Here is a 19439-nt window from a genome sequence, read left to right on the forward strand (position 1 = left end):
AGCCCGTCGATGGCCGTTGCGATTGACCGCCCACCCGACGCCGGCACGACCCGCACCAGCCCAGCCGCCCGGCGAGGCAGCGCCCGGCACGAGAACCTCAGCGGCTATCTCTTCCTCAGCCCCTGGCTGATCGGATTCGTCACCATCGTGGCAGGACCGATGGCCGCCTCCCTCTACTTCTCGTTCACCCACTACTCCGTGCTCCGCAGTCCGAAGTGGACCGGGGTGGACAACTACCTGCGCATGCTCACCGAGGATCCGAGGTTCTGGACCTCGCTCGAGGTCACACTGACCTATCTCGTGACATCGGTGCCGTTGGTGCAGGTGTTCGCGCTGTTCCTGGCCGCGATCCTGAACCGCGGCGTGCGCGGTCTGACCGTCTACCGGGCGGTGTTCTACCTGCCGTCGCTGATCGGTGGGAGCGTGGCCATCGCGATCCTCTGGCGCTACCTGTTCGACGGCGACGGCCTGCTGAACAACATGCTTGCCACGGTCGGTCTGTCTACCGAGCACTCCTGGATCGGCAGTCCGGAAACGTCGCTGTGGACGCTGGTGATCCTCAACGTCTGGCAGTTCGGCGCCGCGATGATCATCTATCTTGCCGGTCTGCGGCAGATCCCCGCCGAGCTCTACGAGTCCGCTGCGATGGACGGCGCTGGCGCCGCCCGCCGGTTCTGGTCGGTCACCCTGCCGCTGCTGAGTCCGGTGATCTTCTTCAACGTGCTGATGAACGTGGTGAGCGCGTTCCAGGCGTTCAACACCGCCTACATCGTGAGCAACGGCACCGGCGGTCCGGCCGACTCCACCCTCTTCTACACCCTTTACCTCTACCAGCGAGGGTTCCTCGACTTCGACATGGGATATGCCTCCGCGCTCGGCTGGGGCCTGCTCGTACTCGTTGCGGCCTCGGCGGCCGGGCTCTTCGCGTTGAGCCGTCACCTGGTGTTCTACGGAGACGAACGATGACCATCCACGAAAGCAGCGCCGGAGGCGGAACCTCACGGGTTAGGGTTGGGCGACAGCTCCTCGCGCGTCAGCAGTTCCTCCGCCACCTCCTGTTCATCTCGCTCGGTGCCGTCATGTTCTACCCGCTCGCATGGATGCTCGGGGCGTCATTCCGGGACGATGCCGCCATTGCCGACCCGGGAATCTGGCCTGGCGAGCACTTCACCGTCGACGGCTACGTGGAGGGATGGCAGGGCGTCTCGGGGGTGTCCTTCGGACGGTTCATGCTCAACTCGTTGCTCGTCACGGCTCTGTGCGTGGTGGCCAACCTGGTGGCGTGCTCGGTCACGGCCTACGCATTCGCCCGCATCAACTTCCGGCTGCGCAAGATGTGGTTCGTGATCATGCTCGGCACGCTGATGCTGCCGCACCACGTGATCCTCGTTCCGCAGTACGTGCTGTTCCGCGAGCTCGGCTGGGTCGACACCTACCTCCCGCTCGTCATACCGAAACTACTGGCCACCGACACGTTCTTCATCTTCCTGCTCGTGCAGTTCTTCCGAACCATCCCGCGGGAACTCGACGAGGCCGCCCGCCTCGACGGCTGCGGCCACCTGGGCATCTTCGTCCGCATCATCCTGCCCCTGACGAAACCGGCGCTGGCCACGACGGCGATCTTCACGTTCATCTACAGCTGGAACGACTTCTTCACCCCACTCATCTACCTCAACGACCCCGAGCTCTACACGGTGCCGCTGGCGCTGCGGTCGTTCATCGACACCACGTCCAACTCGGCTTTCGGAGCCCTGTTCGCGATGTCGATCCTGTCGCTGCTGCCGGTGCTCGGCATCTTCATCGCCTTCCAGCGTCTTCTCGTGGAAGGCATCAGCACCACAGGACTGCGTGGTTAGGAGCAGATCATGCGCATTGCCATTTCGAACGATCACGCGGGCTTCCCGCTCAAGCCGGCAGTGGTCGACGCTGTCCGCGCACGTGGCCACGACGTGATCGACGTGGGCACGACGGACGACGCGCCGTGCGACTTCCCGGTGATGACCCGGAAGGTGACCGACCTGGTCACCTCGCGCCACGCTGACCGGGGCATCCTCGTCTGCGGCACGGGAGTCGGCGCCGCGATCGCCGCCAACAAGGTGCCCGGCATCCGGGCCGCGGTCGTTCACGACACCCACGTCGCCCGGCAGGGCGTGGAGCACGACGACGTCAACGTCGCCTGTCTCGGTGCCTGGATCGTAGGACCGCGGATAGCCGAGGACGCCGTGGTCGCCTTTCTCTCCGCGACGTTCGGCACTGGCCCCGATGTTCGAAGAAGAGTGGCCCAGCTCGCCGAGATGGAACGGGCAGCCGGGGCGAAAGCGGGTGGTGCGTAGGACAGCTGCTCGCGAGCGCGCTACCCGGTATTTCCGCATCAGTACCTCGCCAATGCGAAAGGTGAACCCAAGCATGTCGCTTCCCAGTGAACGCAAAAAGGAAATCCTCGACACCGTCGCGAAGCTGCGCGTCACCGACATCCGCGACGGGATGGATTGGGTCGGTAAGCACCACCTCGGCACCGTTTCCCCGGAGATCCGGCCCTTGTGGCGCACCAAGGCCGCCGGCTTCGCCCTGACCTGCCGCCACGTCCCGACCCAGCAGTCCGTTCCGACGATGACCCCGCGCGAGTACACGAAGTGGGCCTACGAGTACTGGTACGGCGAGGTTTTCGCCAACGATCTCGCCCAGGAGATCGACGACACGACGTTCCTGGTCATCGACACCTGCAACACCCAGACTCCCGCGGTCGGCTCCATGGACTCGATGTGCTGGGCCGCACTCGGCGCCCGCGGCGTGCTGACGAACGGCGGTACCCGCGACTCCGATGAAACCCTGGAGCAGAAGGCCATTCCCATCTGGTCGCGCTGGATCGTCCAGCCCATGTACCAGGGGCGCGTCGAGTGGGGTGGCCACAGCATGCAGGTCGAGATCGGCGGACAACTCGTGCGCCGCGACGACCTCGTGGTCGCCGACGGTGACGGCGCGATCATCGTGCCGGAAGAACTCGTCGATGACGTACTCACCTACGCCATCCAGGAATCGGAGAACGACAAGCGCGCGCGAGCGATGCTGTTCGACCGGCTCGGCATCGCCCGCAACGAGAGCACGGAATCGTCATTCGACGTCGACCCGCACCCCTACGCCATGACCGAGGAGGCCCTGGACAAGCGCCTGCGCCGAACCTGACGGCAGCGGGTGTGGGGACCGGTCCGCGGCCCCCACACCCGGGAACCTCGCGCGGGAAGAGGAATTCGAGCGCTGTTGGCAGGGCTCTCCTGCCGCTGCGGACGTGCTTCCGGGAGTTTGTGTCTGGAAGGGAGCGCGTTGCGTCTTTCAGGGTCGAGGAGCAAAGGAGCTCGCTGTGGCCACCATTGCGTATGACAAGACCACCCGTGTGTACCCGGGCTCGCCCCGCCCGGCCGTCGACGAGCTGGACCTCGATATCGCCGACGGCGAGTTCCTGGTCCTCGTCGGCCCTTCCGGCTGTGGAAAATCGACCAGCCTGCGGATGCTGGCCGGCCTCGAAGAGGTGGATTCCGGAGCGATCCGCATCGGGGAGTCAGACGTCACCCGACTTTCCCCCAAAGACAGGGACATCGCGATGGTGTTCCAGTCCTACGCGCTGTACCCGCACATGACGGTGGCCGAGAACATGGGCTTCGCGCTCAAGCTGCGCAAGACCCCCAAGCAGCAGATCCGCGACAAGGTCACCGAAGCCGCCAAGATGCTCGACCTGGAGAAATACCTCGACCGCAAGCCCAAGGCGCTGTCGGGTGGGCAGCGCCAGCGGGTCGCGATGGGCCGGGCGATCGTGCGCGAGCCCAGCGTGTTCCTGATGGACGAACCGCTGTCCAACCTGGATGCCAAGCTGCGGGTGGAGACCCGCGCCAACATCGCCGCCCTGCAGAAGCGGCTGGGCACCACCACCATCTACGTCACCCACGACCAGGTCGAGGCCATGACCATGGGTCACCGGGTCGCGGTCCTCAAGGACGGCCTGCTCCAGCAGTGCGCCTCCCCGCGCGAGCTGTACGAGAACCCGGCCAACGCGTTCGTGGCCGGCTTCATCGGCTCACCGGCGATGAACCTCAAGACGGTACCGCTCAGCGGCGACGGCGCGGTGCTGGACGGGACGACCATCCCGCTGCCGCGGGAGGCCGTCGCCGGTGCCGGGGACCTCGAGGAGATCACCTTCGGGGTTCGCCCCGAGGCGCTGTCGCTGACCTCGAGTGACGACGACGGTGGGCTGGCGATGACCGTCGAGCTGGTGGAGGAGTTGGGAGCCGACGCGCTCGTCCACGGTTCGATCGACGTCAACGGCTCGCAGGAGCGCTTCGTCGTCCGCGCCGACGGCCGCACGCCGCCCGAGCTCGGACAAAAGGTGACCGTGGCGCTGCGCGACCGCAGCGAGATCCACCTCTTCCACCCCGAGACCGGGGCCCGCCTGTCCGCGTGACTCAGCCAGACGGCTCGATGGAGGCAGACGACATGAAGACGATCGGATTCATCGGCCCGGGCGTGATGGGCCGCCCCATGGCGGCCAACCTCGTTGCCGCCGGATACGAGGTCCGGGTCTGCGGACGGTCACCGGAGTCGCGGCAGCGGGCGGCGGCCACCGGCGGCATCGTGGCGGACTCGCTCCGCGAGGCGTGTGCGGCCGCCGACCTGGTGATCACGATGCTCCCCGACGGCCCGGCGGTGCTCGATGCGGTTCTCGGCGGCGAGGGAGTCCTGGCCGCGATGTCGCCTGGCGCGGTGCTCGTGGACCACAGCACGATCAGCCCGGCCGAGTCGGTCACAGTCCACACGGCCGCCGTGGAGGCAGGCGTCCGCTGTCTCGACGCGCCGGTCAGCGGCGGCGAGGCCGGCGCCGTCGAAGGAACTCTCTCGATCATGGTGGGCGGCGACCCGCGAACACTCGACGAGGTCGGGCCCGTGCTCGGCGCGATGGGCACGACAGTGGTGCATGTCGGCGAAGCAGGCGCCGGGCAGGTGGTCAAGGCCGCCAACCAGCTGATGGTGGCGGGGCACATCCAGATGCTCGCCGAGGCACTCGTCTTCCTCCGTGCCCACGGGGTGGACCTGCCGAGTGCGCTCGACGTGCTGGGCGGCGGGCTGGCCGGCAGCACCGTGCTGCAACGCAAGGGTGCCGCGATGTTGAGCGGGGAGCTCACCCCGGGGTTCCGCATCGCTCTGCACGACAAGGACCTCGGCATCGTCGCGGACGCGGTGCGCGAGCGGGGGCTCGCCCTGCCGGCCACTGGTCTGATGACCTCCCTCGTCGCCTCCGTGAAGGCGCGTGGCGGAGGCGAGCTGGACCACTCGGCCCTCTACGCACTGGCCTTGGAGCTTAGGCCGTATCTCATTTGGGTGTGTTGTTGGGTAGGCGATATTGTTGATCAACGATGGACGATGTGGAGAAGTGGTGTCCGGAGTCGTTGTGGCTGCTGGCGCGAGGGCTGTTGCCGGATGTGCCGCAACGTCACCAGGGCGGAGGTCGGCGTCGGTTGGACGACCGCACGGTGCTGGCCGCGATCCTGTATGTGCTGCAAACCGGGTGCGCGTGGTCAGCACTTCCCACGTCGTTCGGGGTCAGTGCTCCTACCGCCCATCGCCGGTTCACCGAGTGGAGTGCCGCGCAGGTGTTCACCCGGCTGCACCAGGAACTGCTGGACCTGCTGGGCACCGCTGGAGCGATCGACTGGTCCCGGGCGTCGGTGGACAGCATGTACATCCGGGCGGTCAAAAGGGGGACCTGACCGGCCCCAGCCCGGTGGATCGGGGCAAGCCAGGCTCGAAGATCCACGCGATGAGCGACCGCAGTGGCATCCCGCTGACCGTGGTCATCTCCGCGGCCAACCGCAACGATCACCGGGAATTTCAGACGGTGATCGATGCTGTTGCGCCGGTCAGAGGGCCTGTCGGACGGCCTCGGCGTCGGCCGCGCAAGCTGCACGCGGACAAGGGCTACGACTATCCGGTCTGCCGACACGCGTTGCGTCGGCGAGGAATCATCGCCCGGATCGCTCGCCGGGGTATCGAGTCGACCACCCGGCTGGGGCGCCACCGCTACGTCATCGAACGCACCCTGGAGTGGGTTTCCCGGTTCCGTCGGCTGGCTCGCCGCTACGAGCGCAAGGCCGCCCACTACGCGGCATTCGCCAGCCTGGGGTGCGCGGTGATCTGCTACCGCCGCGCGGTCAAGCTCGATCTGCTCACCCACAACAACCCCAAATGAGATCCGGTCTTAACGGGATGAGGGGGACCGAATGACCAAGCGCTCACCGAAGCCACCGATCGAAGAAGGGAGTGGTGGCCGGATGACCGCCGACGGTGCCGGGTCCGCAGAGCTGTGGTGGAAGCGGCCGTTCCGGATGTTCCAGACGAACATCCGCGAGATCGACGCCGGGCTCGACGTGGAGCGAGTGCTCGACCAGATCCAAGACTACGGTGCGAACGCTTGGTTGCTCAGCGTCGGGGGGATCATCTCCAACTACCCGACGGCGTTACCGCACCAGAGCCCGAACCCGGTGCTGCGTGAGCGCGAATCGGGCGACCTGCTCGGCGACACCCTGACCGCGGCGCACCGACGCGGCGTCCGGGTCCTGGCGCGGATGGACTTCTCGAAAGTCGCCCGGCCGATCGCCGAGGCGCATCCGGAGTGGTGCTACGTCGGGCCGGGCGGGGACCGCCAGGTCTACAACGGACTCGTCAGCGTGTGCCCGAGTGGCGCGTACTACCAGGAGAAGCTGTTCGAGGTGCTCGAGGAGATCCTCGACTCCTACGAGGTCGACGGGTTCTTCTTCAACTGGATGAGCTACAACGAGATCGACTACGCGAAGCGGTATCGGGGAGTGTGCCAGTGCCTGTCGTGCCGGGCAGCATTCGCCCCGCAGCTGGGCGGCAGCCTGCCAACCGGCCCGGAGTCGCCCGGCTACACGCATTGGCAGCGGCTGACGAACGAAGCGCTGGACCGGCTGCTCGGGCGGGCACGGGAGTTCATCGCCGTGCGCCGCCCGCAGGCCCCGCTGGTCATGGGCGACACCGCGGACATCGTCTTCCACGAGGCGAACAACGCGATCGGGCGGCCGCTGTGGCCGCACCAGACTTCGGAGCACGTCAGCGTCGCGCGCAGCTACCGTCCCGAGGTGCCGGTCCTGGTCAACTCGGTCGCCTTCCTCGACATGCCGTACCGTCTGGTCGGCGAGGAGCCGCGGCTGTTCGAGCAGTACCTGCTGCAGGCGGTGGCCCGTGGGGCGATCCCATCCACCTACATCATGGGGACGCCGGACGAGTTCCCTTACGGGGGCCTGTCGGCAGGCTCGGCCATCGTCCGGTTCCACCGGGATCACCAGGACGTGTACGCAGGTCTTGTCCCGGCCGCCCGGACCGCGCTTGTCCGGCCCGATCCGCTCAAACCGGCCGGGACGCAGCCCGCCCACGCCGAAGCAGAGTTCCGCGGTGTCTGGACGGCCCTGCTGGAGCGGCACGTGCCCTTCGACGCGCTGCCCGAGAACCGTCTCGCGGAGCTCGGGCAGGCCGGTGCGCTGGACCGCTTCGCGCTGCTGGTGCTCCCGGACCTGGGCGCGCTCGATGAGACGGCTGCGAAGGAGCTCGACGCGTACGTCGAGCGTGGCGGAGCGTTGCTGACCACGGGCGCGACCGGCCTGGACGCCGACCGGGCGCAACTCGGGTCCAGCGGAGTCGGCCGGCGGCTCGTCTCGATGGACACCGCGGAGATGACCTGGTCGTCCGCGGTGGTCGGAGAGGACCCGGGAAGGGTGCTGCCGATCCTGGGTGCCTTCCACGTCGTCCGACCGCGTGCAGGGGCGGTTCCGCGGATGTCCGTGCTGTCGCGAGCCCCCTACGGACCCCCGGAGAAGTGCTACGGCCACCTGCCGCTGGACCACCCGCCGAAACTGGAGTACCAGCACGGTTCCGGCCGGTCGGTGGCACTGCCGTGGACACCTGGTCGCGCCTACCGCGAGGTCGGGCTCGGCGGGTTGGGCGACGTCATCGCGGATGCGGCGCGGGAGCTGCTCGGCGCGCGACTGGAGATCGAGACTGATCTACCCGGCCAGGTAGAGGTCGTCGTCGGTCGCTCCGAGGTGGGCCAGGTGATCCACCTCCGCAATCTCACGGGACAACGGCACCAGTCGTTCGGGAGCCCCGTCACGGTCCCCGCCGGTCACCGGATCACGGTGCGCGGCACGGGCACAGAGCGGGTCCGCGCCTTGGTGGCGGATCACGAACCGGCCATCGAGCCTGCCGATGGCGGTCTCACCGTTGTTCTCCCCGCGATCGGACTTTTCGAGGTGCTTGTCCTGCCGTCCTGACCACACGGCCCGCCGAGTCGAGGAGGACTCGCATGCCCACGCCCGTCGCATTGTCCCGCCGCCGCATGTTCGAGCTCGCCGGCCTCGCCGGGGTCGGCATGGCCGCATCGTCCGCGCTGTCCGGCTGCGCCGCGCGCCGGGTGGCCGACGGCACGGTCACCATGGCAACCAGCAACGATGGGGTGTGGCCGGATCACCTGCGTGAGTCCGCCGCCATGTTCCAAGCGCGCAACCCCGGTTGCCGAATCGAGTTCACCCCGCTTCCGGAGAGTGCGCTCGACGCATGGCTCGTCGCGCGGACTGCCGCAGGTCAGGCGCCCGACATCGTGCAGCTCGGTGTCTCGGCGGTCAGCCGCTACTCCCGCAACGGGACCGCGGTAGACATCGCCCCGTACCTCCCGGCCGGGTACATGGACTCCTACCTGCCGGTCCTCGCCGCGTTGGTCGAGCGGGACGGCAAGGTCTTCGGGCTGCCGAAGGAGACGACGTGCATGACCTGCTACTACCGGCGGGACGTGGTCGACCGGATCGGCGCCCGCATTCCGGGCTCCCCCGAAGACGGCTGGAGCTGGGACGAGTTCCGGCAGATGTGTGTCGAGGCGAAACGCATCACCGGGCGGTACGGCACGTCCTACGGCTACATCAACGCCAACAGCGGCAACCGGTGGCTGCCGGCGCTCTACCAGCGCGGCGGGTCGCTCTTCGACGGGACGGGGACACCGGCCATGAGCGGGCCCGCCGCGGAGGCTGCGCTCGAGTGGTCCCGATCGTTCTACGCGGAGGGACTGATCTCCCTCGGCAACACGGTGAAGGCCTCGCAGGCCGATACCGCCGCCTCGCTGTTCACGACCGGGCAGGTGGGGTTCATGGTCCATGAGGCCCAGGTTTCGGTACTGCGCAAGTCGATGCCGGACGAGCAGTGGGGCGTCACGTACCTGTTCACCGCGGACCGCCCGGCGACGAACCTCAGCGGCTCCGTCCACGTCGTCACCTCTAGCTCACCGGACCCGGAGCTGGCCGCGCGGTTCCTGCACTTCGCCAGTTCTCCGGAACGGTCGACGCCCGCGATCAGGGACCGCGGCACGATCTCGCCGTTCGCGACGGTGACACCCCAGGACGTCGGCTACCGGTATCGCCCGGACGACATCGCCATCTCGATCGAGCAACTGGCCAGCGTTCCGGAATCGGTGGGCCAGGACATGGCGACTCGCGACTACCAGACCGTGCGCGAGGTGCTCGGCGACGCTCTCGACCTGTTGTTCATCGGGCAGGCCTCCGCCGCGGAGACGGCAGAGCGAATCGAGCGAGGTCTGGCCAATGCCTGAGGAGCGCACTCGTCCCGGGCCGGGTCAGCGCGCACGGCGCGTGCCGCTGCGCCGGCAGATCGTGCCGTATGCCTTCCTGCTGCCCAGCGGCATCCTGTTCCTGCTGTTCGGTCTAATCCCCATCGGTGCCGCACTCGTGTTCAGCACACTCAGCGGGTCGGTGACAATCGACCCTGACTTCGTCGGGGTGGGCAACTACGCCAGGCTCGTCTCCGACCCACTGTTCTGGGAGGCGTTGCGCAACACCGGTGTGTTCACTCTGGGCACCGTTCCGGTGGCGATGGCCGGCGGCTTGTTCCTCGCAGTACTGCTGAACCGGCCGCTGCCCGGCCGTGCGGTGTTCCGCACGCTGCTCTTCGCGCCGATGGTGGCCTCCGGCGTCGGCGTCGCGGTGATCATGTCCTGGATCTTCAACGGCGACTACGGCGTCGTGAACAACGCCCTGTCCGCTGCGGGGGCGAGCCGGGTCCCGTGGCTGACCTCGACGACATGGGCGATGCCGACGGTGGTCCTCGCCGTGCTGTGGAGCCGGGTGGGGTTCTGCATGGTGCTCTACCTCGCGGCGCTGCAGAACATCCCGGAATCCCTTCGTGAGGCCGCGCAGCTCGACGGGGCGGGCCCGTGGCGGCGGTTCCGCAGCGTTACCTGGCCGCTGCTCGCGCCGACGACGTTCTTCTTGCTCATCGTGAACGTGGTGTTCTCGCTGCAGGTGTTCGACCTGCTGTTCGTGCTCACCGGCGGCGGTCCGGGCTTCGCGACGACGGTGCTGATCCAGTTCGTGTACCGAGCCGCGTTCGCCCAGGGCAACATGGGCTATGCGAGCGCGGCAGGTGTCGTCCTGGCTTTGATCCTCGTGCTGTTCACACTGCTCAGGTTCCGCGCCAGCCGGAAGACGGAGGACGTCGCATGATGTCTGTTCACCGTGCTCAGAACCTGCGCCGGCCGCAAGGCGGAGCACTGTCCCCAGGCGTGCCGGCTGTCGAACCCGGGAGCCCCGCCTGGCGGCCCCGCAGGCGGCAGGCGGCCGGGGCACTGGTGCTCGTGCTGCTGACGTCGATCACGCTCGTGATGCTGTTCCCGTTCCTTTGGATGATCGTCACCTCGCTCACCCCCAACGGTCAGGCGACCAGTCCCGAGTTCCGGCTGTGGCCGGCCGACCCGACCCTCGAGAACTACGTCGAGGCGTTCACCGGGTACCCGCTGCTGACCTGGATCCGCAACTCGGTGGTGATCTCGGTGCTCGGCGCGCTGCTGAGCGTCACGGTCAGCCTGATGGCGGGCTATGCGTTCGCGAAGTTCCGCTTCCGTGGCCGCACCACGTTCTTCCTCGCCTACCTGCTCACGATCATGGTCCCGATCCAGGTCACCCTGGTGCCGACCTTCCTGGTCGCGGTGAACCTCGGCCTGGTGAACTCGATCTGGGGCGTCATCCTGCCCGGCGCTGCGGAGGCCACCGGGGTTTTCATCGCACGGCAGTTCATGATGTCCATCCCGGACGAGCTGATGGAGGCGGCCCGGCTCGACGGGGCCGGCGAGATCCGCACGTTCTGCAGGATCGTCCTGCCGCTGTCCGGTCCGCTGGTTGCGGTTCTCGCGGTCCTCGCGGTGACGGCGCGGTGGAACGAGTTCCTGTGGCCGTTCGTCATCCTGCAGGGCGACGATGTGCTCACGCTTCCCGTCGGGCTCGCCTCGCTGCAGGGCGGTGACCTGTTCTCCACGCCGTGGGGCACGATCCTGGCCATCACGACGATCGCCGTGCTGCCGGTGCTGATCGTGTTCCTGGTGTTCCAGCGGCAGTTCGTGCAGGGGATCGCCGGCACGGGGTCGAAGTGACGGCGCCACCGCGAGTGCTCGACGCGCTGACGCTTGGGACCGGTACGGACATCCGCCCTGGCTGGGAGGAACGGAGCTCCCCGGGTCGCCACTGGCGACCTGGACGACCGGCCTACTGGTATGCGCACGTCGGCGTGGGTGCTCAGCCGTGCTGTCGGCTGAGAACGAGTCGATCGAGATCGGCGCGGATGCCAATATCCAGAACGCTTCGGTGCTCGCCGTAGGGCGCGGTCTTTCCCGGCCGGCTGCGGCGGCTCGCTCTGGTAAGTGGCTTCGTCGCTTACTTCGTGCAGATGACTCCGGCCACGCAGACGCCGCTGCTCTTGTCAGTTCTGCGGTGGGCTGTCATCTGACGTTGGCTCCAGTGGCGGCAATGTGAGTGCGTATAGCGGGCGTTTTCGCAGTCCATCGTTCGGTCATAGGTCGATGTTGCCGTGTTGGGTGGGGTAGGCGTATGGGTCGGCTCCGTCCTCGGACACAAAATCGCGTGCGATTTCCCCAACACACACAGTTGGACGGTCCACTGCAGCGGGGTTCCTGCTGCAGTGGTTTTCGGTGTTTCCTGGCCGGTGCTCAGCGGGATGGCTGCCGGGGTGGTGGCCATGGCTGAGCAGGTCGTGTCGGCCCTGGTGCCGCAGTCGACGGGTGCTCGGTCGCGTGTGGCGGCCGAGACCCGGCGGGTGCGGTCGAGGCTGCCACTGGCCGAGGTCGCGACTGTTCCTGGTGACGCGTCCTGGGGCTACGGGATCGGACGGGTGGATGCCTCGGGCCGGATCGCCGAGAACACGGTCGTGCGGGCGCTGGGCTGGGCCGCCGGTGATCACCTGAGTGTGAGTGTGCGTGGGGGTGCGGCGGTGGTGCGTCGTGATCCGCAGGGCGCGTTCACGATCCCGTCGGCAGGCCGTGTGCTGCTTCCGGCCCCGGTGCGCACTCGGGTGGGCGTGGGCGCGGGAGACCGGCTGCTGCTGGCTGCCGACCCCGCACAGGATGTGGTCGTGGCCTTTCCGATGTGGGCGCTGGACGCGGTGCTGGCCCCGCACGCGAACTCCCTGGTCGGGGGTGAGCAGCCATGAGCGGTGGTCAGCCGGAGCAGGCGGAGATCGAAGCCGCGCGGCTGGTGCTGGCGCGCATGGGTCTTTCTCCAGAGGACTTGGTGGCTGGACCTCCGCAGCAGCCGGTGGCGCCGACGTTCGCCGAGTACATCCCGAAGGTGTCCGATGCGGTGTCGGCCGGCACCAGGCGGGTGTATGGCTCGTACTGGAACCGGATTCTCGAGCACTGGGCTGACCGGCGACTGGATGAGCCGACGGCGCTGGAGATCAAGCAGCTGGCCGAGCACGTCAGAACCCACGTGGTGCCCCGGCGCAATGCCCGTGGCGGGCGGGGTGCGGCCGAGCACCTGATCGCCGCGCTGCGGTGCGTGTACAACCACGCGGTCGCCGACGGGTGGATCGCCGAGGGCGACAACCCGGCCAAGCGGGTACCCAAACCGCGCCGGTTGCCGTCCACCCGTCGGGGGCTGCCGGATTCCGGCCTGGCCGAGATCAACGAGGTGGCCGCGGCTACGGGCAATGATCCGGCGCTGGATACGTTGCTGCTGCGGCTGCACACCGAGACAGCCTGCCGCCGGGGCGGGGCATTGGCGTTGCGTCCACGGGATCTGGACCCGCAGCAGTGTCTGGTGCTGTTGCAGGAGAAAGGCGGAACGGTGCGCTGGCAACCGGTCTCGCCGACCCTGATGCGGCATCTGCAGGACCACGCCGAGCATCGGGGTGCGGCGGAATCGGGTGGGCAGTTGCTGCGGTATGCCATCGGGGAGCCGATCACCCGGCGCCGCTACGACTACCTGTGGCGCAGGCTGGGCGAGCATCTGCCGTGGGTGGCCTCGCAGCAGATCAGCACGCACTGGCTGCGCCACACCACCCTGACCTGGGTGGAACGCCATTTCGGTTATGCGGTCGCCCGGGCTTTCGCCGGCCATACCGACAGCAGCGGCGGCGATGGCGGCACGACCACGACTTACATCCGGGCCGGCCTGGAGGAGGTCGCCGCTGCGGTCGCGGCCTTGACTGGCGAACCGCACCCCCCCGCCGCGCACTGCAGGGGAGGTGACGAGTAAGTGGTGCTGGTGCGATGAGAACGTGGGCTCCGTCTCCTGGATGAGGCGGGGCAGTGCTCATCTGAGTTGGCGCTATGCCTGAAGGTGCCCGATGGTGCCGAAGGTGCCCGCATCCATGTAGTGGCACCTTCGGCACCATCGGCACCTTCGCAAGAAGGCCCGAAAGCAGACCACAACTGAACCGTCCGTTGATCCGACGGACCAGCCGTACGTGCATGGAGAACATACGCACACTGGACGGATGTTGCGTCACACTCAGGGCAAAAGTGCTGGACCGCGCCTGAGCTGGGCGAACTGGAAACTAGTGCTGCGTCAGGCTACGTTTGCCCGTTGGACGATCTTGCGTAGTCGGGGGTTGTCGGTGTTGCGGTTTCGCCAGGCGATGTAGCGGCGGATCATGCTGGCTTGTTCGGTGTGGCTGGTGTGGTCGGTGCCGTTGAGGGTGAAGTAGCGCAGCGCGGTGAATTGAGCCTCGATGCGGTTGATCCAGGACGAGTTCGTTGGCGTGTAGGCGATCTCGACGTTGTTGGCCTCAGCCCAGACCGAGACCCTGGTGTCGATCCGGGTGCTCAGATGCGGGCTGGCGTTGTCGCAGACGATCGCGATGCGCACCTTCGGTGGATACAGACCGCGCAGGTAGCGGCAGAACTGGAGAAACTGGGTTCGCTTCTTGGATGTCTTGACGTGTCCGTACATTCTGTCGGTGGCCAGGTCGAGAGCGGCGAGCAGGTGGCGGACCCCGTGGGGACGCGTGTAGGTAGCTCGTTGCCGGGGCCGGGGGTCACGGCCGGGATCTTTGTGCTTGCCACCCCGCTCGGCCCACTGCCGTCCTGGGTGGGGTTGCAGGTTCAGTGGCCCGAATTCGTCCATGCTGAACACCACGGTCGGATCGTCGGTCTCGCCGACGATCTCGCCGTCGGCGATCGCATACAGGTGCTCGATACGAGCTTTCTTCACCGCATAGTCCGGATCCCGGGAGGTCTTCCAGGTCTTTATCCGTTGAAACGACACCCCTTCCGCGCGCAGGATCGCGCGCAGGCCCTCGTGGCTGATGTCCTCGACCACCCCCTCGGCGACCAGGAAATCCGCCAGCTTGGTCAGACTCCAGGTCGAAAACGGCAGCCCGTGCTCGGCAGGCTTGGACTTGGCGACCTTCTTGATCTCTCGCCGCTGCGGCAGAGTGAACGTCGGCGGACGTCCACCCTTGTATTTCGGGTACAGCGAGTCGAACCCGTCGGTGTTGAAGTTGTGGATCACGTCTCGAACCCGATCCTCGCTGGTGAACGCCACTGTCGCGATCTTGGCCACCGGCATGCCCTGCGCGGACAGCAGCACCATCTGCGCCCTGCGCCAGGTCACCACCGACCCACTGCCACGACGAATGATCCGCAACAACCGGTTGCCCTCATCGTCATCGAGCTCCCGAACCCGTACCCGCTCAGCCATGATCCACAGTCTGAAACGATCACACCAACCTATGCGGCACCAACCACGGCGCGTCGCGATCAAACAGGGCAAACCCTGCCTGACACGGCACTAGCGTTGTTTCGCCGAGGGCTCGCGTTCGAAAAGCATGGGTTCTGCCTGGTCATGGGGCCCGACCGGAAGATAAGCCCGGTCACCCCTGCGGTGGATTAGTTGCCGCTACGTCATGCGGTCGGTCGCCAGCGGTGTGGCGCATTCAGCCGCGCGCAGGCGATGAGCGCGATCGCTCACTATCGCGGGCACGCGACCGACACAGAGCTTGTGTCCACGTCACGTCGTGGGGCAGTGGCTGCTCCGTCGCTGTGGGTCTGTTGTCTGCGGGGAGCGTTCGTGTTGCAGATCAGGACGCATACGAGTTGGAGGAGCCCGAGGTGGATGTCGGCGCGCCTTTCGTAGCGAGTGCGGAGGTGTTTGAACCCTTCCAGGTGATCCCTGTCTTGAGTACGAACACGATGCCGACCAGGGCGGCCCGATCATCTGCCGGCAACCGGCCCGGTACCGATGTCGGCGAGGTGGGCGTGGCGGGAGCAACGGCTGAACCCGAGACCACAACTGCTCTGGCACCAACTCCTCGATCACGCCGAGAGGGGCTGCTGCAGGGTTTGGTGACAGGTGGTTAGGCTGCCTGGTTGGCGGTCTTGGTCATGATTGTCTCGAATTCGATAGGGGTGAGGCGTCCGAGTCGTGGTTGGCGGCGTCGGCGGTGGTAGGTGCGCTCGATCCAGCGCACGATCGCGACCCGTAGCTCCTCGCGGGTGGCCCAACGGCGTCGGTCGAGGACGTTGTGCTGCAGCAGCGAGTAGAAGCTTTCCATGGCGGCGTTGTCGCCAGCTGATCCGACTTGGCCCATCGAGCCGCGGAGGCGGTGCCGGAACAGAGCTTGGTGCAGCTTGCGTGACCGAAACTGCCCACCGCGGTCGCTGTGCAGCACACATCCGGTCACGCGGTGGCCGGCCGTCGGCGCCGCGACGAGCGACGGCCGAATCCAGGGCGGTGACCACGATCGCCGATTCCATCCGGTCGGCCATCGAGTAGCCCACGATCCTGTTGGACCACACGTCCTTGATCGCGCACACATACAGCTTGCCCTCCTTGGTGGGATGCTCGGTCAGACCGGTCAGCCACAACCGGTTCGGGCCCTCGGCGGTGAAATCACGGCGCACGAGATCGTCATGTGCCGGCCCCGCGACGCGACGCTTTGTGCTTCGCGTTTTCTTCTTGCCGAACACGCTCCACCAGCCGTTGTTCGAGCAGAGCCGCCAGATCGTGCGCTCGGCCGCCGAGTGCCCGGCCGCCCACGCCTCGTCGGCCAGCAGGCGATATCCGAACTCCGGATCATCCCGGTGGGCGTCGAAGATCGCGTTGGCCACATACGCCTCGGCCAGTTCGGTATCGGTGACCGGTTGGGATCTCCACCGGGTACTGCTGGCGGTGGAGCTTGAGTACCCGGCACGTCACCGCCACGGGAATCCCGTCGGCGGCCAGCTGACCCACGAGCGGGTACATCATTTTCCCGGCAGATTGCCCTGCGACAGATACGCCGCCGCCCGCCGCAACACCTCGTTCTCCTGCTCCAACAACCGGTTGCGGCGCTTGAGTTCGCGCAGATCACGAGCCTGATCCGACGTCACGCCGAGCTTGACGCCCTCGTCGACATCGGCGTTGCGCAGCCACTTTTGCAGCGTCATCTCATGGATCCCGAAATCCCGGGCCACCTGCGCGAGACTCACGCCCGACTCGCGATTACGGGCCACCCGGACGACGTCCTCACGGAACTCACGGGGGATAGGGCTTGGGCACAGCGACATCCTTCCAGCCCGCCACACAGGCAAGCCATCTCGGCTGTCACACATCCCTGCAGCAGCCCCGACCGCACTCCACGTGTTCTGTGAGGAACTTCAACCACTGGTCGACCAAGTACTGACCGGCATCGGTGCCCAGCCCCTCGATGATCAAACCGCCGCGACTACCGTGGCGCGCAGCGTCGCCGCCGCCATCCGGACCGGCCAGATAGAGCCCTACGACGGAGCACGGCAACTGTGGCGTCTTGCGCGCAAAGTCCCGGCCGCCGGGCCGTCGCTACAGAGGTTGAACTGTCGGGATTTGATCACGGCGTGTCGGGCTGACATCGGCTGGTCGGGTGCTGTATCCGGTCCGGGTGCGTTATCCCGATAGTGGTGGGCTGACGGCTGAGGGCCGGGCCCGGCGTGAGGCGGTTCGGTTGCAGGCGGCGGAGTTGTTCGCCCAGGACGTGGCGGTGCCGGAGATCGCCAAGCGATTACGGGTATCGCACAACGCGGTGTACGTGTGGCGTCGCCGATGGTTGACCGACGGTGAAGCGGGACTCGTGTCCAAGGGGCCCTCGGGGACCGACTGTCGGCTGTCGCCCGAGCAGCTGGACCGGCTGGCCGCTGTGCTGCAGGAAGGCCCCGCTGCGCACGGCTACATCGAAGATCAGCGGTGGACCCTGGCGCGGGTGGCGGATCTGATCGCTCGACTCTTCCGCGTCCAGTACACCCTGCGCGGAGTCTCGATGTTGTTGCATCGCATGGGATTCAGCCCGCAGATGCCCGCGCATCGACCAGTCGAACGCGACGAGGAGGCGATCGCTACGTGGCGGCAGGAGGTGTGGCGGCAGGCAAAAGGCTAGCGGCCGAGCGTGGGGCGGTCTGCTTCGAAGATGAGGCAGGTCATACGCTACGGCCGCCGAAGGCACGGACGTGGGGCGCTACGCGGACACACCCCGGTCATTCCGGTGTCGGGCAGGGGATCCGGCCGGATCTCGGTGGCCGGTCTGTTCTGCGTCCGCCCCGGCCAACGCCCACACCTGCTGTACCGGGTCAAGATCCACCGCTCCCGCAAAGGCGAACGCCGCAGCTTCGCCGAAACCGACTACGCCGCCCTGCTCGATGCCGCCCACCAGTACCTGAAAGCGCCGATCGTGTTGATCTGGGACAACCTCAACACCCACATCAGCGCCGCGATGCGCCGATTGATCGGCAACCGGGACTGGCTGCACGTCATCCAGCTCCCGGCCTACGCCCCCGACCTCAACCCCACCGAAAGCGTGTGGTCCCACGTCAAACGCAGCCTGGGCAACCTGGCCGCCGACACCGCCGACCACCTCGCCGCGATCGTGCGCAACCGGCTCAAGCGCATCCAGTACCGACCCCACCTGCTGACCGGCTTCCTCGCCCAAACCGGCCTCACCGTTGACCCGGAGCCACCGTAATCTTGATCATTCAATCTCTGTAACCGGGTTCATTCACCTGGCAAGCGAGTGGGAAGACGTACCTGACCAGCGCGCCGAAATTGAGGCCGACATCAAAACCGAAGCCGGCAAACTCGAATACCCCAGCGCACCAGGTAGGTGTTGATGCGTCGTAGGAAGGGATACAGCTGCGACCGGTAGAACCGGCCGTAGTAGTTCATCCAGCCTGCCACGATGGGGTTGATCCCTTCGGCGAGCTCACTGAGATCGTCCCTGACGCGCATGTGGATCCGCCAGGAGCGGACCCGTCGACCCATCGCCTTGAGTGCCTCCGCGCTGACCGCGGGCAGGAAGGATGTGAACGCCTCCCGTCCGGGTACGTGGCCTTGCGAGGGCGGAACGTGTACCCGAGGAACGTGAACGAGGTGTGCTCATGGGAGCCACGACGTCGGGTGTCCTTGCAGTACACGATCTTGGTTTTGTCGGGATGCAGACGCAGCCCGACTTGTTCCATTCTCTCGGCGAGAGCGGCCAGCACCTGGCGTGCCTGCCGCTCGGTCGCGCAGTGCACCACGGCGTCGTCCGCGTAGCGTTCGAACTGCACGGCCGGGAACTCCCGCTCCAGCCACGAGTCGAACGCGTAATGCATGAACAGGTTGGCCAGCACGGGCGAGACCGCTGACCCCTGTGGGGTTCCCCGGTTCCGCTCGACAAGGGTGCCGTCAGACTGCTGGATCGGAGCGGCAAGCCACCGCTTCACATACAACAACACCCACTTTTGATCAGCGGAGATGTTGGCCTGCACCGCCTTGACCATCAACTCCCACGGCACGCTGTCGAAGAACTTGGCGACATCCAAGTCGATCACCCAGTCCTTCTTCCAGCACTGCTGACGGCAGTTGGCCACCGCGTCCAGCGCCGAGCGACGAGGCCGATACCCGTAGGAGTCCTGGTGAAAGATCGACTCCGTCCGCGATTCGAGCGCCATCGCCGCCCCAACACCTCCACGATCAAGGTGTTGCGACGACCAGTTGAATCCGCCGCACCGCGGCATCCGCACCCTCGCAACGCTGTTGGATGAGTCGTCGACACCTCCCGGCCACTCAGCGTCACCCGGCCACGAGGCACCGCAG

General features: G+C 66.9%; 17 protein-coding genes and 3 pseudogenes. 15 read left to right on the plus strand and 5 right to left on the minus strand.

Going from position 1 to position 19439, the window contains the following annotated elements; all coding sequences use genetic code 11:
- Nucleotides 1-9: 9 nt before the first annotated feature.
- The 13 genes and pseudogenes from HUO13_RS14275 (at nt 10) to HUO13_RS14335 (ending at nt 13610) form a co-directional block, all read left to right on the plus strand.
- The gene (locus tag HUO13_RS14275) at nt 10-966 is read left to right on the plus strand and encodes a carbohydrate ABC transporter permease (protein ID WP_211901853.1); all 957 of its coding nucleotides are present in this window, start codon (nt 10-12) and stop codon (nt 964-966) included.
- A gap of 113 nt (nt 967-1079) precedes the next feature.
- A complete protein-coding gene (locus HUO13_RS14280; RefSeq protein ID WP_249124789.1) occupies nt 1080-1856 on the plus strand; it encodes a carbohydrate ABC transporter permease in 777 nt (258 codons plus the stop codon).
- 9 nt (nt 1857-1865) lie between these two features.
- Nucleotides 1866-2333 (plus strand): RpiB/LacA/LacB family sugar-phosphate isomerase, encoded by a 468-nt coding sequence (locus tag HUO13_RS14285; RefSeq protein WP_211901855.1) that lies wholly within the window; start codon nt 1866-1868, stop codon nt 2331-2333.
- A 73-nt stretch (nt 2334-2406) separates the two neighbouring features.
- A complete protein-coding gene (locus HUO13_RS14290; protein WP_211901856.1) occupies nt 2407-3183 on the plus strand; it encodes an RraA family protein in 777 nt (258 codons plus the stop codon).
- 175 nt (nt 3184-3358) lie between these two features.
- A complete protein-coding gene (locus HUO13_RS14295) occupies nt 3359-4453 on the plus strand; it encodes an ABC transporter ATP-binding protein (RefSeq protein ID WP_211901857.1) in 1095 nt (364 codons plus the stop codon).
- 77 nt (nt 4454-4530) lie between these two features.
- Nucleotides 4531-5277, plus strand: a pseudogene (locus HUO13_RS14300) (NAD(P)-dependent oxidoreductase); the annotation flags it as partial.
- 125 nt (nt 5278-5402) lie between these two features.
- Nucleotides 5403-6235, plus strand: a protein-coding gene (locus tag HUO13_RS14305; protein ID WP_211900699.1) for an IS5 family transposase whose coding sequence is annotated in 2 segments (ribosomal slippage) — nt 5403-5745 and nt 5745-6235 — 834 coding nt in all. Because the reading frame shifts where the segments join, the coding sequence is not laid out codon by codon here.
- Nucleotides 6236-6317: 82 nt separating this feature from the next.
- On the plus strand, nt 6318-8333 hold the full coding sequence (locus HUO13_RS14310) for an alpha-amylase family protein (protein WP_211901858.1): 2016 nt from the start codon (nt 6318-6320) through the stop codon (nt 8331-8333).
- A gap of 32 nt (nt 8334-8365) precedes the next feature.
- Entirely contained in the window at nt 8366-9658 is a 1293-nt protein-coding gene (locus HUO13_RS14315) for an ABC transporter substrate-binding protein (protein WP_211901859.1), read from the plus strand.
- Entirely contained in the window at nt 9651-10568 is a 918-nt protein-coding gene (locus HUO13_RS14320; protein ID WP_211901860.1) for a carbohydrate ABC transporter permease, read from the plus strand. Before HUO13_RS14315 ends, HUO13_RS14320 begins: the two co-directional genes overlap by 8 nt.
- Before the next feature lie 59 nt (nt 10569-10627).
- Nucleotides 10628-11491, plus strand: coding sequence for a carbohydrate ABC transporter permease (locus tag HUO13_RS14325; protein WP_211901861.1), 864 nt, complete (start codon nt 10628-10630; stop codon nt 11489-11491).
- A 602-nt stretch (nt 11492-12093) separates the two neighbouring features.
- Complete coding sequence (locus tag HUO13_RS14330; RefSeq protein ID WP_249124790.1) at nt 12094-12564, plus strand: AbrB/MazE/SpoVT family DNA-binding domain-containing protein; 471 nt, start codon at nt 12094-12096, stop codon at nt 12562-12564.
- Nucleotides 12561-13610 (plus strand): tyrosine-type recombinase/integrase, encoded by a 1050-nt coding sequence (locus HUO13_RS14335; protein WP_211901862.1) that lies wholly within the window; start codon nt 12561-12563, stop codon nt 13608-13610. Before HUO13_RS14330 ends, HUO13_RS14335 begins: the two co-directional genes overlap by 4 nt.
- Before the next feature lie 312 nt (nt 13611-13922).
- Here HUO13_RS14335 and HUO13_RS14340 read toward each other — a convergent pair whose 3' ends face one another.
- The 3 genes and pseudogenes from HUO13_RS14340 to HUO13_RS14350 form a co-directional block, all read right to left on the minus strand.
- Nucleotides 13923-15056, minus strand: coding sequence for an IS630 family transposase (locus HUO13_RS14340; RefSeq protein ID WP_211897129.1), 1134 nt, complete (start codon nt 15054-15056; stop codon nt 13923-13925).
- A 457-nt stretch (nt 15057-15513) separates the two neighbouring features.
- Nucleotides 15514-15674: pseudogene (locus tag HUO13_RS14345) on the minus strand (transposase); the annotation flags it as partial.
- Between the two features lie 37 nt (nt 15675-15711).
- Nucleotides 15712-16903, minus strand: a pseudogene (locus HUO13_RS14350) (IS3 family transposase).
- 332 nt (nt 16904-17235) lie between these two features.
- On the opposite strand from HUO13_RS14350, the gene HUO13_RS14355 reads away from it, so the two are divergent.
- Together HUO13_RS14355 and HUO13_RS14360 are read left to right on the plus strand one after the other, a co-directional pair.
- Nucleotides 17236-17745 (plus strand): winged helix-turn-helix domain-containing protein, encoded by a 510-nt coding sequence (locus HUO13_RS14355; RefSeq protein WP_211901863.1) that lies wholly within the window; start codon nt 17236-17238, stop codon nt 17743-17745.
- 30 nt (nt 17746-17775) lie between these two features.
- Nucleotides 17776-18327, plus strand: a complete 552-nt coding sequence (locus HUO13_RS14360; protein ID WP_432757837.1) for a transposase — start codon at nt 17776-17778, stop codon at nt 18325-18327.
- Between the two features lie 92 nt (nt 18328-18419).
- On the opposite strand, the gene HUO13_RS37385 is transcribed toward HUO13_RS14360, so the two are convergent.
- Nucleotides 18420-18590, minus strand: a complete 171-nt coding sequence (locus tag HUO13_RS37385) for a group II intron maturase-specific domain-containing protein (protein WP_249124793.1) — start codon at nt 18588-18590, stop codon at nt 18420-18422.
- The gene (locus tag HUO13_RS14365; protein WP_249124794.1) at nt 18524-19294 is read right to left on the minus strand and encodes a reverse transcriptase domain-containing protein; all 771 of its coding nucleotides are present in this window, start codon (nt 19292-19294) and stop codon (nt 18524-18526) included. The genes HUO13_RS37385 and HUO13_RS14365 overlap by 67 nt, the downstream gene beginning before the upstream one ends.
- Nucleotides 19295-19439 lie beyond the last annotated feature (145 nt).

Source organism: Saccharopolyspora erythraea, from assembly GCF_018141105.1.
GTDB lineage: Bacteria > Actinomycetota > Actinomycetes > Mycobacteriales > Pseudonocardiaceae > Saccharopolyspora_D > Saccharopolyspora_D erythraea_A.

Excerpts from the sequence above, each read along its gene's own strand:
- HUO13_RS14275 (WP_211901853.1), top strand. The coding sequence starts at position 10 with ATGGCCGTTGCGATTGACCGCCCACCCGACGCCGGCACGACCCGCACC.
- HUO13_RS14280 (WP_249124789.1), top strand. The coding sequence starts at position 1,080 with ATGTTCTACCCGCTCGCATGGATGCTCGGGGCGTCATTCCGGGACGAT.
- HUO13_RS14285 (WP_211901855.1), top strand. The coding sequence starts at position 1,866 with ATGCGCATTGCCATTTCGAACGATCACGCGGGCTTCCCGCTCAAGCCG.
- HUO13_RS14290 (WP_211901856.1), top strand. The coding sequence starts at position 2,407 with ATGTCGCTTCCCAGTGAACGCAAAAAGGAAATCCTCGACACCGTCGCG.
- HUO13_RS14310 (WP_211901858.1), top strand. The coding sequence starts at position 6,318 with ATGACCGCCGACGGTGCCGGGTCCGCAGAGCTGTGGTGGAAGCGGCCG.
- HUO13_RS14315 (WP_211901859.1), top strand. The coding sequence starts at position 8,366 with ATGCCCACGCCCGTCGCATTGTCCCGCCGCCGCATGTTCGAGCTCGCC.
- HUO13_RS14320 (WP_211901860.1), top strand. The coding sequence starts at position 9,651 with ATGCCTGAGGAGCGCACTCGTCCCGGGCCGGGTCAGCGCGCACGGCGC.
- HUO13_RS14330 (WP_249124790.1), top strand. The coding sequence starts at position 12,094 with ATGGCTGAGCAGGTCGTGTCGGCCCTGGTGCCGCAGTCGACGGGTGCT.
- HUO13_RS14335 (WP_211901862.1), top strand. The coding sequence starts at position 12,561 with ATGAGCGGTGGTCAGCCGGAGCAGGCGGAGATCGAAGCCGCGCGGCTG.
- HUO13_RS14340 (WP_211897129.1), bottom strand. The coding sequence starts at position 15,056 with ATGGCTGAGCGGGTACGGGTTCGGGAGCTCGATGACGATGAGGGCAAC.
- HUO13_RS14360 (WP_432757837.1), top strand. The coding sequence starts at position 17,776 with ATGAGGCAGGTCATACGCTACGGCCGCCGAAGGCACGGACGTGGGGCG.
- HUO13_RS37385 (WP_249124793.1), bottom strand. The coding sequence starts at position 18,590 with ATGCGCGTCAGGGACGATCTCAGTGAGCTCGCCGAAGGGATCAACCCC.
- HUO13_RS14365 (WP_249124794.1), bottom strand. The coding sequence starts at position 19,294 with ATGGCGCTCGAATCGCGGACGGAGTCGATCTTTCACCAGGACTCCTAC.